Annotated in this window: 11 protein-coding genes; 10 read left to right on the top strand and 1 reads right to left on the bottom strand. The window is 47.6% G+C overall.

The genetic code is table 11. The features are described 5' to 3' along the window. Nucleotides 1-79: 79 nt before the first annotated feature. Together sacB and levB are read left to right on the top strand one after the other, a co-directional pair. Nucleotides 80-1,600: a levansucrase gene (sacB, locus tag H065_RS0101750; protein ID WP_017811284.1), complete on the top strand. Its 1,521-nt coding sequence runs from the start codon at nucleotides 80-82 to the stop codon at nucleotides 1,598-1,600. Nucleotides 1,601-1,861: 261 nt separating this feature from the next. Then, nucleotides 1,862-3,379 (top strand): 2,6-beta-fructan 6-levanbiohydrolase, encoded by a 1,518-nt coding sequence (levB, locus tag H065_RS0101745; RefSeq protein WP_051058677.1) that lies wholly within the window; start codon nucleotides 1,862-1,864, stop codon nucleotides 3,377-3,379. A gap of 195 nt (nucleotides 3,380-3,574) precedes the next feature. Here levB and H065_RS0101740 read toward each other — a convergent pair whose 3' ends face one another. Further along, nucleotides 3,575-4,009 (bottom strand): GNAT family N-acetyltransferase, encoded by a 435-nt coding sequence (locus tag H065_RS0101740; RefSeq protein ID WP_026135981.1) that lies wholly within the window; start codon nucleotides 4,007-4,009, stop codon nucleotides 3,575-3,577. A 231-nt stretch (nucleotides 4,010-4,240) separates the two neighbouring features. Between H065_RS0101740 and H065_RS0101735 the strand changes: the two genes are divergently transcribed. The 8 genes from H065_RS0101735 (at nucleotide 4,241) to H065_RS0101700 (ending at nucleotide 14,795) form a co-directional block, all read left to right on the top strand. Next, nucleotides 4,241-5,671 carry an amidase family protein gene (locus tag H065_RS0101735; RefSeq protein ID WP_017811281.1) on the top strand — a complete coding sequence of 477 codons (1,431 nt, stop codon included), beginning with the start codon at nucleotides 4,241-4,243 and terminating at the stop codon, nucleotides 5,669-5,671. A 372-nt stretch (nucleotides 5,672-6,043) separates the two neighbouring features. Beyond that, entirely contained in the window at nucleotides 6,044-7,576 is a 1,533-nt protein-coding gene (locus tag H065_RS24965; protein ID WP_017811280.1) for a methyl-accepting chemotaxis protein, read from the top strand. A 437-nt stretch (nucleotides 7,577-8,013) separates the two neighbouring features. Next, complete coding sequence (locus H065_RS0101725; RefSeq protein WP_017811279.1) at nucleotides 8,014-8,298, top strand: acyl carrier protein; 285 nt, start codon at nucleotides 8,014-8,016, stop codon at nucleotides 8,296-8,298. A gap of 270 nt (nucleotides 8,299-8,568) precedes the next feature. Further along, on the top strand, nucleotides 8,569-9,771 hold the full coding sequence (locus H065_RS0101720; RefSeq protein WP_017811278.1) for a radical SAM/SPASM domain-containing protein: 1,203 nt from the start codon (nucleotides 8,569-8,571) through the stop codon (nucleotides 9,769-9,771). A 19-nt stretch (nucleotides 9,772-9,790) separates the two neighbouring features. Beyond that, nucleotides 9,791-10,921: a BtrH N-terminal domain-containing protein gene (locus tag H065_RS0101715; protein ID WP_017811277.1), complete on the top strand. Its 1,131-nt coding sequence runs from the start codon at nucleotides 9,791-9,793 to the stop codon at nucleotides 10,919-10,921. Between the two features lie 150 nt (nucleotides 10,922-11,071). Beyond that, entirely contained in the window at nucleotides 11,072-12,499 is a 1,428-nt protein-coding gene (locus H065_RS0101710) for an ATP-grasp domain-containing protein (protein WP_017811276.1), read from the top strand. Nucleotides 12,500-12,564: 65 nt separating this feature from the next. Further along, nucleotides 12,565-13,701 carry a hypothetical protein gene (locus tag H065_RS0101705; protein WP_017811275.1) on the top strand — a complete coding sequence of 379 codons (1,137 nt, stop codon included), beginning with the start codon at nucleotides 12,565-12,567 and terminating at the stop codon, nucleotides 13,699-13,701. Next, the gene (locus tag H065_RS0101700) at nucleotides 13,698-14,795 is read left to right on the top strand and encodes a Gfo/Idh/MocA family oxidoreductase (protein WP_017811274.1); all 1,098 of its coding nucleotides are present in this window, start codon (nucleotides 13,698-13,700) and stop codon (nucleotides 14,793-14,795) included. Before H065_RS0101705 ends, H065_RS0101700 begins: the two co-directional genes overlap by 4 nt. Nucleotides 14,796-14,805 lie beyond the last annotated feature (10 nt).

Raw genomic sequence — 14,805 nt, 5'->3', positions numbered from 1 at the left:
TCCGTTCCTTATAGGGATTTTTAGGTCTTTTTTCTGTGCCATCACAGCCCTATCTTCGATTCAGAAAGGGAGAAGGAACATGAAAATCAAGAATTTTTCCAGAAAGGCCGCTGTCGTTACGATGGCAGCAGCTATGCTTACAGGGGGAACTTCCGCTTTTGCAAGTGGATCAGGCCAGGATTATAATGGCGGCAATGATGGTGTTCAGCCGACTCCACCGGCACCCGTTGTTCAACCGGTATCACCTGTTTTTGAAGATACCTATGGATTCACGCATCTGACACGTTTTGATGCACAGCAAATTGCCAAGCAGCAGGGTCAGTCCCGTTTTGAGGTGCCAGGCTTTGACGCTTCTACTATTCGCAATATCCCATCTGCCAAAGGCAAAGATGCAAACGGCAATATCATTGATCTGGATGTATGGGACACTTGGCCGCTGCAAAATGCCGATGGTACAGTAGCCAACTATAACGGCTACGAAGTAGTCTTCGGTCTGGCGGGCGATCCCAAAGTATCTTCTGATACATTCATCTACCTGTTCTATAAAAAAGCTGGCGACCAATCGCTGGATGCCTGGAAAAATGCAGGCCGCGTCTTCAAGGATACCGACAAAATGGTGCCAAATGACCCGATTCTGAATAATCAGTCCGAAGAATGGTCCGGTTCTGCGACCCTGACCAAAGATGGCAAAGTGCGCTTGTTCTATACGAATCGTCAGCCATGGGATGCCGATAAAGGATTCTTCGGCAAGCAGACCCTGACTACGGCTCAGGTCAATGTATCCGAGCCTTCCAATGATACGCTGCAAGTAAATGGTGTAGAAGATTTCAAATCGATTTTTGATGGCGATGGCAAAATGTATCAGACTGTCGATCAGGCATTCCGTGCAGGCGACTATTCAGATAACCATACGCTGAGAGATCCGCACTATGTAGAGGATAACGGTCACAAATATCTGGTGTTCGAAGCCAATACCGGTTCGGAGACGGGGTATCAAGGTCAATCGATGCTCTCTAACAAAGCTTATTACGGCGGAGATGACAAGTTCTTCGAGAGCGAACGCGAGAAACTGCTGAACAGCCCGGATCGCAATTTCATTACGATTGCAAATGGTGCACTTGGTATTATCGAGCTGAATGATGATTATTCCCTCAAAAAAGTCATGAAGCCACTGATTGCTTCGAATACCGTAACCGATGAAATTGAACGCGCCAATATTTTCAAAATGAATGGTAAATGGTATCTGTTCACCGATACACGCGGCGCCAAAATGTTCGTGGATGGTGTGGATGCAGAAGATATCTACATGCTCGGTTATGTAGCCGATTCAATCGATGGTCCATACAAGCCACTGAACGGCAGTGGACTGGTACTGCACCAGGATCTGAATAAACGTGATATTACCTGGAATTATGCACACTTTGCGATTCCACAGGTCAAAGGCAACAAAGTAGTTATTACCAGCTATATGACCAACAGAGGATTCTATAATGATCATCACTCTACCTTTGCACCAAGCTTTGAAGTGATGATCAACGGCAATCGTACCAAAGTAATGCCAAACAGCACGCTGGAACAGGGACAGGTAACATCCAAATAAGATATTATATTGATAATCATATCGAAAGATCTGATAGTACAGTAAGGCAGGAAAGGCAAGCAGACAAGTAATGCAACAGGAAAAGAAAATGTCCGGGTAGGAGCGGCATTTTCTTTTCCTTTATTACTTTTAACGACAGCAAGTTAGCCGGCTTGATAGGCGGTAATAGGGGGAAGATAACCAACACGAGGAGGTGCCCACTTGAATAACAACATCCCGACATCCAGACGTCGTCGTACACTGGTCATTCTCGGTGTCATTATGCTCATTATACTGGGCGCATTGTTATATTATTTTACACAGAATCATGCGGAAGGCAGCAGTCAGGCTAGCCCACCCGGTACCGCACATCTGAACAATCAGCGGGCCAATTATCATTTTACGGTTCCGGACAAGTGGATGAATGATCCGCAGCGTCCTGTTTATTTCAAAGGCAAATATCATTACTATTATCTCTATAACAAAGACTATCCGAATGGTAATGGCACCGAATGGCGCCATGCTACCTCCACCGATCTGGTGCACTGGCAGGATCAGGGAGTAGCCATTCCCAAATATACAAATAAAAATGGAGACCCGTGGTCAGGCTCTGTGGTCGTGGATACCCATAACACCGCCGGTTTTGGCAAAAATGCGTTTATCGCGATTCTGACCCAGCCATCTGCCAATGGCGGAGCACAGGAGCAGTATCTCTGGTATTCCAAAAATGGAGGCAAAACATTCACCTCCTACAGCAAAAAGCCTGTTCTGGCGAATCCGGGTACTGCCGATTTCCGGGATCCCAAAATCATCTGGGATCCCCAGTCGAAACACTGGGTTATGCTCATGGCAGAAGGTAAAAAGATCGGCTTCTATACGTCAACCAATCTCAAAAAGTGGACCTATACCAGTGGATTCCTGACCGATAATGTGGGTACACTGGAATGTCCGGATCTGTACCGGATGCAGGCGGCGAACGGCGCCTACAAATGGGTGCTGGGAGCCAGTGCCAATGGCCGTGGAGCAGGTAATCCCAATACCTATGCCTACTGGACCGGCAGCTTTAACGGCAAGAAATTTATCGCCGATCGGCAGGAGCCCAAGTGGCTGGATCATGGATTTGACTGGTATGCAGCAGTGACCTTCGATATCGTCGGAGCTTCCAATCCATATGAGCAGCGTTATGCACTGGGCTGGATGAACAACTGGGATTATGCCAACAATACGCCTACTCTTCAGGAAGGATTCAATGGCATGAATTCTATCGTTCGCAAAATACGGCTTCGTTTTAATGGACAATCCTATGTGCTGTCCTCACAGCCGATTGGAGCGATCAGCCTGTTGCCTGCCTCGACCCAGAAATTTCAGCGAATGGAGGTAGATGGCTCCAAGACGCTGAATGCCAGCGGAGCCTCTTACCAGCTGGATGCCGATATCTCCTGGTCCCAGCTGAAAAATGCAGGACTGCGACTACGGGAATCAGCAGATCACAGTCGCCATGTCGATGTGGGCGTGTTCACCGAAGGGGAAGGGTACACATACGTGAACAGAGCGTACACCAACCAACCGGATACGGACGGTAACAGTCTGGAGAGCCGGGCACCGTTCAACACTGCCAATCACAAAGTACACCTCAAGATTCTCGTCGATAAGAACAGCATCGAAGTATTTGTGGATGACGGCACAGTAGCCTATTCCAGTCTGATTTTCCCGAATAAAGATGATCAGGGAATCAGCCTGTTCTCGGAAGGCGGTCAAGCCGTGTTCGAAAATGTAGTGATTCGACATTTTGATCAGTAGGCTCACAGATACAAGGAAGAATGCAGGGTACGCTGCAATATAATGTACTTGATACCCAATCAAGTTATTCCTATCAGAAACAACTATAGAAGAAAAGTATTTTTATAAAAAAAAGGATGGACTTCTCCACTATGAAATTCTACGTGGGGAGTCCATCCTTTTTGCTGCTGTACGAGTCAGCGAAGTATAGCTATATTATTGGAGTTCCTTGATCATGCGGATATGCGGAATGCCATCTTCCAGAAATTCATCCGAATCGGCTGTATATCCAAGACGTTCATAAAATCCGCGTGCCTGAGTCTGCCCGTGCAGCTTGGCGCGTGTCAGTCCATGACTTTTGGACATCTCTTCCAGTTTTTGAACGAGCATCTGTCCGATTCCGTATTTGCGGTGGGTATCAACTACACAGATCCGCTCCAGCTTGGCGATTCCATCGACTTCGCGCAAACGTGCCGTGCCTACGGGTTGTTCCCCATCGTAAGCGATAATATGCGGAATACCGGCACTGTAGTTATCCCACTCATCATATTCGTCTGCGAGCGGTACACCCTGCTCATTAACAAATACGATTTTGCGGATAAACAGACAATGGTCCAGTTCGTATTCATTTTCTACCTGCTTGATTTGGATATTGGGCATGTGATCACCTGTCCTTGTTCATTTGAAATGGAATGTGTAATAGAGCTATCATTATATCTAACCCGTATGTACATATCAAAACATGGAGCATAGTTGTAACGCTTCTGACTTATAAGGGAACAGTTCAAAATGTGGATTCTTTTTTGGGCTGCTTTGCCGTATATTGATTAGAGGTGTACATACGTCACAGGAATCAACGGATAAACAGGAAGGTGTGAAAAGATGGAGTTTATGCTTCAGGAAGCGACGATTCGCCAGCTTCAGCAGGCGATGGAGTTAGGAGAGCAGACCGCTGTCTCTCTGACAACAGCCTATATGCAGCGTATAGCTGAGATTGATCAGGACGGACCGCTGCTGCGTTCTGTGATTGAACTCAATCCCGATGCGATTTATATTGCTATGCAGATGGATCAGGAAAGAGCAGCAGGACAGGTTCGCAGCGAACTGCACGGAATTCCGGTGCTGATCAAGGATAATATCAATACCGGGGATCATATGCATACAACAGCTGGTTCACTGGCACTGGCCGATTCTTTTGCACAGGAAGATGCTTTTCTGGTGAAAAAATTGCGAGCGGCAGGAGCAGTCATTCTGGGCAAGACCAATCTGACGGAAATGGCGAACTTTATGGCAATAGATATGAAGAATGGCTATAGCTCACGAGGAGGGCAGACATTGAACCCTTACGGACCTGGGCAACTCGATGTAGGAGGTTCCAGTGCGGGCTCCGGAGCAGCTGTAGCCGCCAATCTCTGCGTCGTCGCTGTAGGTACAGAGACTAACGGTTCGATTATGAGTCCGTCGGCGAACAATAGTCTGGTCGGAATCAAGCCGACGCTTGGTCTGATCAGCCGCACAGGTATTATTCCGATCACGTACACCCAGGATACCGCCGGACCGATGGCACGGACAGTCACCGATGCAGCAATCCTGCTCGGCATTCTGGCAGGGCAGGACGAGCAGGACATAGCGACTCTTGCTTCTCCTGCGGACACAATAGATTACACAACCAGCCTCGATCCAGAAGGTCTGCGGGGAGCACGTATCGGCATTAACCGATATTATATGAAAGATCTGACTGAAGAAGAGCGGACGATTATGGAAGCTTCGATCGAAGCCATGCGTCACGCCGGTGCGGTAATTGTAGAGGGGACCAATCTTGCCGAAAGTGCCGAAGAACCAACCGTACTGCTGTACGAGTTCAAATCGGCGCTGAATCGCTATCTGTCTACACTTGGTCCAGGTGCACCGGTACGTACGCTCAAGGAAATGATCGATTACAATCATTTGCATCATCGGGAGACACTGAAATACGGACAGGATATACTGCTGGCAGCGGAATATGAGACCTCCGGCAGAATGACGGAATCCAAATACATTCAGCACCGCCTGCAGTATCTGAAAAATGCGCGTGAAGATGGTATTGATCGACTGCTGCGCGAGCATCAGCTGGATGCTATTTTCAGTCCACGATTTACCGATACGCCTGCAGTGGCTGGGTACCCATGTATTATTGTGCCAGCCGGTTACCGCCGGGATGGTCTGCCGTTTGGAATCAATTTTATGGGTACGGCATACAGCGAACCGGAATTGATTCGTATCGCCTATGCTTTTGAGCAGGTGGTACCGGCACGTCGCAGCCCTGTTTTATAGAGAATCCTTAAGATCCAAATGTATAATCTGATGTGCTCAGCGTGAAAAAGAGATCAGGACCGTCCTTGAGGGACGGTCTTTTTTGTTCTTCAAAAGTATGTAAGCAAGCAGATAAAAGTTGGTATATTACTTTTAAAAAAAAGCAGAAAATCACATGTGTTTTTATTGATAAATACAAAATATTTCCAGGATAAAAACCGATATGTACAGTAGATGTATCTATTGCCAGGATGGAAAGTAAAATTACATGTTAATCAAGCTCTGTGTATAACTATACAAATTGTTACAGCTATAACCATTTTTCTATGATTTACCGACAAAGTAATATAGTTATTTAGCTAAAATTTAGAGAACAGACATCAAGGAGGCACTATGAACCCATCTACAGTCACCACCGAAAAAATCCATGCTGATCCCTATGAGAAGCTGGCATCCAAGCTCCTTTTGTATACATTGCTCGGTATTCTGATTTCCTGTATTCCGATCTTTGTCGGAATCTATTTAACAGGACTGGCATCCCTCGGTATTATGCTGGGTATGCTGGTTATTGTTTTTGTAATGTGTCCGTCTCTTATTTTGCTTTACCGCAAACTTCATCATTTGTCGGTCGGAAAATACTGGATTTCCGGATTCTCATTCATCGTTATTTTCTGTATTTTGTGGGTTATTCCTTCACAGGTAGGCTGGGCAGCTATCTATATTTATATTGCACTATCCCTGCTGTACCTGGATCGCAAGACCAGCATACTGAGTATTATTTATGCCGTTGTTATTGAGATTATCCATGTTATTTTCAATCCATTTATCAGTTCTTCTTCTCCTATGGATCTTGTTGTTATGTTCGCAGTTACCTTGATGGTCGGCGCGGTCGTCGTATCGATCTGTATTGTTGGCGAGAAGATGACCGAGCATCTGGAAGAGCAGCGTGGACAGCTGGATGAGCTGTTGCAGGAAATTGAACAATCGGCGGAGAAGCTGACTGCTTTTGGTACACAGCTGCAGCGCAATGTGGATGATACGGATCGGCTTGGTCGCGAGCTGACCACCGGATTTGGCGAGATTGCCAGCGGTATTGAATCCCAGGCAGGCAGTATCGGTGAGATTAACACATCGATTCAGCAATCCGAGAGTTTTATCAACAGTATTGGCCAGACTGCAGGAGACATGACCGAGCTGGCAGAGCGTGCAGCATCCCTTACACGTACAGGCAGTGATCAGGTAGAGAATCTGCGTGGCAGTGTCGCCGAAGTAGGACATGTGATCGATAATACGTACAGCGCGATGGGAACATTGCGAGCCTATGCAGAAGAGATCTCGAATGTACTGCAATCTATTGAGAATATCGCGAGACAGACCAATATGCTTTCCTTTAATGCAGGTATTGAAGCAGCTCGTGCTGGTGAACACGGCAAAGGATTCGCCGTCGTCGCCGAGGAAATTCGCAAGCTGGCAAGTGACTCCCAGCAGGCAACCGTTGATATCACCGATATCCTGACACGGATTCATCAGCAGACCGAGATTGTATCCGGCGGAATTGGACAGGGTAAAGATGCTATTGGCAGTATTCGTGTAGCCGCCGAACAGACCGAGCAGCTATTCACCAGTATTCTGGATGAGACTGTAGTCGTCTCCAGACGTTCGGTAGATATCGGATCATCGATCAAGGAACTGATCGAATCCACTCGTCATTCTGTGATGGAAATGGGTACGATCTCTGCCGTTACCGAACAGTCCAGTGCGGCAGCCAGACAGATCTCCTCCAGTCTGGAACAGCAGACCGGACGTGTCACCACGATTGCAGGCAGCTTTGGTGAACTGCAGCGCTTGATTGATGCACTGAATGCATCCCTAGAGAGAACCGTACAAATGGAACAGAGCATAACAACAGTGCCAGACGAAATTTAAAAACGTATAATAATTAAGAAATCTGGTTAATGATTAGTTGACGCTATTGTGTCATACGCTTCAAAAAAAGAAATATGTGTAATGAAATGATTTTCGACAAATATAGATTTTATCCTTATTACTAATCTGTAAAGTCCACAATAATCCTGCACAGTATGGCTAATCAAAAAGCACAAATCATTGTTTTCCCAAATGATTTGTGCTTTTTTGTTATCTTAAAGTTGCGTTTTTACGTATTGGGTCTTTTGTCCAGTTTCTTATCTGGAGGATTGACTAAATACTAATCATGAATGAAGATGAATATATATCCACTTAATACCATTATATGGTTACTTTTTACATATAGTGGTCCCCCTCTTGATGGTTTTGCCAGATTAGAACGCTTGTCTGAACTGATTCTCTGCCGTATGGTCACCCAATCCAAAGGAGGAATTAGCATGCAGCAATCCGGTGTTTCTGTAGAGCAAATCATTGCCATGATCAGCGAAGTAAAGGAAGATCCTGCCTGTCTTACCCGTCTTGATAGCGATTCCGATATTATTCATGATGCCGGTCTCGACTCTCTCCAGCTTATCCATTTTATCCTGCGTGTAGAAGAGAATTTCGATGTGGAAATTGATTTTGAAGAGTTTGATATGGATCATCTCGGTTCCATTGCAATGTTCTGTGATTTTGTAAATAAAGCCCAATCCGACGAAACAGTCCATCCGTTGGAAGCTTGACCCTACATAGCTGTAGGGATGGGGATACAGCATAGAGCTGATATCATAATGCAGCAATCAAGAATACTTTATCCAGCCTGGAGACACTACCATATATAAAAATTAAAACGCTATTATTTTTGATTATTTGCTTGTTTATTGATTTTGCTTAATTATTAATCCTCTGTTGTATACACACAACTGTTATTTTGTATGCGTTAACAATTGAATAGGACTGTCTTTCGGTATCAGGCACTTGGTAACAACGAATCCGGGGAAGAGGTGTTTTCCGTGCAACCAAGAAGTGAAGTGACAATCGACCGCGAAGCCTTTAAGCTGATCAAACGAACTGTCCGTAATGCCGCCGTATCTTACCGTAATAAGGTGAAGGACCCTACCTACAAAACGCCTATACCGCAGTCGCTCGGCATCAAGCTGACCAACCGCTGCAATCTGCGCTGTACACACTGTTTTCAGTGGAATGAAGACGGCTATCACCACAATATGGAGAAAGCCGAGCAGAATATGGATCTGGATCCAGCCATTTTCAAACAGCTGCTGGATGATACCAAGAGCGCCAAATCACGCCTTTACTTATGGGGTGGAGAACCAATGTTCCACCGTCAGTTCAGTCAGATTCTCGAACATATTCAAAATGACCGGCGTGAAATGACCATCTGTACCAACGGACTGCTGATCAGCAAGCATCTGGATCAGATTCTGGATCTCTCGGAAAATCTGGAACTGCTGATCGCTGTAGAGGGATTTGAGCGCGAGCATGATCTGATCCGCGGCAAAGGAACATTCCAGAAAACAATGAAAGAAATCGACCACCTCGTCGAGCTGCGTGACCAGGGCATCTACAAAGGCCGGATCTCGGTGCATGCTGTAATCAACGATAATATGATCGGACGCATGTCGGAGCTGCTGGAATTTTTCGAATCAAAAAAGCTGGATCTCGTTATGCTGTGCTTCCCTTGGTATATCTCCAGGGAGACATCGGTCAAAATGGATCACTATTTCGCCGACAAGTTCAGCTGGCTGCGCCAACTGGATGAGCGTCATATCAGCAGCTGGCATGCTTTTAAATACAAAATCAATCCTGAAAAAATGGAAGCGCTGATGGACGATCTACACCAGATCAATGACCGTGTCTGGAAAATCCGGGTGCGTTATCAGCCGGGACTGGACTACGATGAGATCGACAAGTTTATCCATGGCGATGAAATGACAAGTCGTTGTTCCAACAACTGTCTGGCGCTTACTTCACGTACGGATATTATTCCGGATGGCAGTGTAATGCCTTGCAAATTCTTCGCTGAATTTACGGTCGGGAATCTCAAGGAGAAGAGTCTCAAGGAAATCTGGGATTCCGAAGAATATGAGCAGATCCGCAAAACGATTAATGAAGGCGGTCTGACCCCGGCTTGTTCCAAGTGCAGTGTGCTCTATCTGCATGGTGCAGGTGCCCTGCAGTCGCTCAATTATATCTGATCGGACAGGAGGCGAGAGTATGAGCGTAAGTGACAAGACGATTCTGCCCCTGCTGAGCGAAGTTCACAATATGCAGCCGGAGCATCTGGAGCTGATGCTGGGTTCCGAACCGTCGGTAGCGGGAGCTGCTACAACAGCCCGGATATTAACGCGGGCAGATGATCATTTTGTGATCAATCATTGCTACTACGGTGCCAAGCAGGCGATGCTGGAACAGTGCAGTATTCATATGGATGAGACGGATATTTATTTTCTCAGTAATGGAATTTCATTTAACTATGCTGGTGATATTCATACATTCGGTCTGCGTCCGATCAGGGAGATGCTGCAGGAATGGATCACCCATACCGGGATTGCACTCGCGTATACGGATACAACGCAGGAGCAGCAGGAACATCATGCCATGCTGCAGGAATGGCATGATGTATTGAGTCGTGGCAATACACTGCTGCTGCATGTCAAAACCGAGAATCTGGTCTACAATCCCCTATATACCGACAACCCCGGCAAGACACATATGATCCAGCTGTATGGTCTGCATTCACAGGAGAATATTGCTTATGTAGGCGATCACTTCCTGCTTGATTCGTCCGGATCGGTACTGGGCTACAGCGGTCCGACCAGCTTGTCCGATCTGCTGGAAGGAACGGTAGAATACGCCTATATGAATCATACCGGAGACGCTGTTATGGACGAGCAGCAGATTATAGCCGTCTGTACGGCTCATCTGGATGAATTCCTGAATGGACAGGATCAGGGTACGGCAGGAGCATGGGGAATTGCTGCCTATCGCAGGCTTGTTCGTGATATGGAGCAGATGAGTCTGCTGGAAGGCGAGGCATTCGCGGAAGCCTGTGATACTGTGTATTACCATCTGCGGATTGAAAGTCTTAGTCATCTGATGCGTTATACCGATCATTTTATCCGTAAATACCGGGATAAACTGGGTATACCGGGTGAGCAGCTTCAAGCGGAGATTACAGCGCTGAATCAGGATACCAAGCGTCATCTGCTGCAGCTGTACAAAATGGGACTGCAAAACAGTCCTCATAAGATGGATGCCTATATCCAGCGCAGCACAGAGCTGCTTGACCGGATAGAGCTGCATTTATCGAGCCTGCAGCAAGCATTATCCCGTGTTGCTGTCTGACCTTGTCAAGAACATGAAGTCAATCCGATGAACCGATATTAACCAGTTATTTGTGCAGCCTGCTTACGGATCTTACCTGCATCGCATCATGGATCACAGGTGACCGGGAGCAGGCTGTCTATTACGATAGCCGGAAAGGAAGGGATAAGGATGCAGGAACTACAATCAGGTGCATCAAGATCACCTGTACTACATATGGGCACCTTTGAAGCGGAACTGCACTGGCGAGAACATAATCTGGCAATTTTACCTGCGCTGCCGGACAGGGAAGCGGAGAAGATTGTCACCGCGATGGATGAACTGCTGTTCAGCTTTTGCCAGCCGGGTGATCTACTGCTGACACGTTATGCGATAGATCCTGCCCAGCGTAATTATACACGCCAACTGGGCTTTGATTTTATGAGCAATACCGTGCATCTGCAGCCGGATGAAGCGGCAATACCCGCGCCGATTGCTGCCGCAGCAGGATATCGACAGGCAGCAAGTCCGCAGCGTACAGCCAAAGAAATCACCCATCCGATCTCCGTCTTTCAGCTGCTCTATGATCATGGCAGTATGCTGGCAGACCAGCTGCCGCTGTCAGGAACTCAATTGTCACCATTTGCCTGGGTGCCGTATATCAAGGAAGCCAGTCAGCGGTTCGGTATTCACAGTCAGCATCCACCGCTGGAGATTGTACGCCGGGTGAATACCAAGCGGTATTCCGCAGAGATCAAGCAGCGGATTGGTCTGGAGAATCCGGGAATCTACGTAACCGGTACAGATCAACTGGAAACAGTAGGCCGGAAGCTGCTGGAACATGGAACCTTTATGATCAAGGATAATTACGGTGTATCCGGCAAAGGAAACATCCATATCGAATCACCTAATATGCTGGCGCGCATCGCGGGCAGTATCCGCAAGCAGGAAGACAAAGGACGCAATGTAGAGTTTGTACTGGAACGCTATCTGGACAAGACACGGGACTTTTCCTGCCAGTTTTATATTACGGAACAGGGTGATATCGAGATTATATCTGTACAATGGCTTGCGAACTCACAGTTTGCCTACCGGGAATCGCTGTCTCCGGATGCCGATTTTATGGATCAGCTGGAACGTTATCACTATTTTGAGACCATGGAACAGATTAGCCGGGAGCTCTATCAGGATGGCTATTATGGACATGTATGTATTGACTCGATGGTGCTGCAGGATGGAACGCTGGAACCGATGGTAGAAATCAATGCCCGTCAATCAATGAGCCTGATCAAAAATAATATCGACCAGTATCTGCGCCAGCAAGGGCTTCAGGGGAATATGACCAATTACACAGTGTCCCATGACGGTTCACTATCTCATGAGCAGCTGCTGGGCGAGCTCCAGCGTACCAATCTGCTTTTCCTGCCGGAAACCGGGCAGGGTATCTTTCCATTAACCTCAGCTGCCCTATCCGTCAACCATCCATCCCAACCCGACGGCAAAAAACACAAAGGACGCCTGTACCTGTCTGTAGTCACCGATCAGGAAGAGACCAAAAAGCATTTGCTGCGCCGCCTGGAACAACTTTTAACTGCAAATAACTTTCAAATCCTGAACTGATCAGCGCTTAGTGTCTGGCAGTATAAGCGTTGCCTGCTTTCCATTAAAAGAAAAGGATGATCCATATGACCGTCACCATTTTGTGTTCGGGTTTTGGACTGGGGTTCTATACACCGGGATTACTTGTAGAAGCGGGGTTCAGGCGCCGCGGGATTCCGGCGGAAGTGCTTGTTTTTGAGAATGTCATGGATGAAGATCAGCGTCACAAGGTCGATAACAGCCGTAGAGCCTATCACCAGGATTTCTCGGTAGCCCTGATGTCCCAGCGTATTCCGCAGGATATTCGCAAAAGCATGAATGAAGAGCAGATGGAGCAGCTGCTGCACAGCTGGGAAGCGGAAGGAAGAAGGCATTTTATCGTTCTGTCCGGACACTGGATTTATCTGCTGGATATGTACAGAGAGCGCATCGGAGCAGAGCAGCTGCATGTCGATCTGCTCTATCTGGATGTCTCCGACTCCCCATCCTGGCGCAATGTCAAAAAGCGTCTGGGTCAGCTTCATGATCGCTACCGGGAAGTATGGCTGTTCGGCGAACCGCAGAAGCCAATGCAGACATATATCGATATCGCTGGTTCCGATCCTGTTCTACCTTATGAACAGAGGGAACGCAGACTGTTGGTACATGGCGGCGGGTGGGGAATGGGAACCTATCGGGAACATCTGCAGCATCTGGAACAGTCAGGCTATGGGCTGGATATCGTCCTGTATGAAGGCGATGAGGCAGGTCATACAGACAGAGGACAGCGGTATTACCGGATGGATCCGCAGTGGCGTACCTGGAACCGGAATGAGCAGGGGAGACATACGTTTCCACCTTTTGCCGAATATATTCCTGATGCAGCTGCAACAGCGTATCGCATACATGAAGACTATCATCTGCTGTGTGAAGTAGAGCGTCGTGTTATGGCAATAGTAAGCAAGCCGGGCGGAGGGACGCTGGCAGATTCTTTTGCTTCCGGTACGCCTGTAATATTCCTGGACCCATTCGGGGAACATGAGCGTCATAATGCAGAGCAGTGGGAACAATACGGATATGGTATTACTTATCAGCGCTGGATGAGTGAGTACGGTGGTGATCATCAGATTCTGGAACAGCTGCACCGTAATCTGATACAGGGCCGCAGCAGGCTGCCTGGTTATGTGGATCAATACAGCGAACGTAATACATTGGAGCCAGCAGCGATCAGGAGGAATCTATGAAAGAAAATCACAATATCGTTCAGCTGCCAGTGCGCATGGATGAATACCTGATGTCGCTTCAGTCTATTCCCCGGATCGAAGTTCCTGTTCGAATGGGCATTCTGGGCTGTTCGGGGATCGTACCGCGTGCCGTATTGGAACCGTCCGCTCACGTATCTACTATTGAGATTGCCGGAGCTGTCAATCGTACGTATGACAAAGCCAGACAAATGGCCGACCAATATGGGATTCCAACTGTATATAATAGCCTTGATGAACTGCTGGCGGATGAGCAGCTGGATGCTGTCTATATTGGTCTTGGCAATCGTCTGCATGCCCCATGGATTCGGCGTGCACTCGCTGCCGGCAAGCATGTGCTGGTAGAGAAGCCTCTTTGTCTGGACCCTGCGGAACTGGACGGACTGGAGGAGACTGCCCGGCGATCCGGCGTTCATCTGACAGAAGGCATTATGATTGCTCATCATCCCTGGCAGCAGGAGCTGCGCAGCTGTATACAATCCGGCCAGTATGGAGAGTTGCAGCGTATACAGACCCGTATTACGATTCCGGCCCGTGATGGTCATGCCGGCAATTATCGCAGCCAGCCTCAGCAAGGCGGAGGCTGCTTCTGGGATCTGGGCTGTTATTGGCTGCAATTTCTGCAGGCTGTAACGGGTATTGAGCAGGCGCAGTTTGAAGGGAAGTCCGATTTCGATGGACCGAACGGCTGCGATTGGACCTTTGAAGCGCAGGCAAGGCTGCAAAACGGCATTATCGCCGATGCTATATTTTCGTTTGAACAGCCCTATGCTTCGAGGCATATTCTTCATTTTGAACATGCAACGCTGACAATTAATGATTTCTTCCGCTGCAATCTGGGATTTTACCGAATCAAATTCAAGGTAGCCTTGCTTCAAAATGGAGCCGGGACGGGCGAAGTGCATCAGCATGTATTTGATCCGGTCAATTATTATGTCAATCAGCTGCGTTTTTTCAGCGATGTCGTGCGTGGTCAGCAGACTAATCTGTCTTTTGCCGAATCTGCGGAGCGCATTCGCTTATTGTCCAGTATCTATGCAGCCGCTCGCAAAAGTATGATGATGCCCGAGCTGTAAAATACAGGTG

The organism is Paenibacillus shenyangensis (assembly GCF_000346635.1).
GTDB lineage: Bacteria > Bacillota > Bacilli > Paenibacillales > Paenibacillaceae > Saccharibacillus > Saccharibacillus dauci.
The sequence above is the reverse complement of the archived record's forward strand: the minus strand, read 5'-3'. Positions and strand labels throughout refer to the sequence as shown.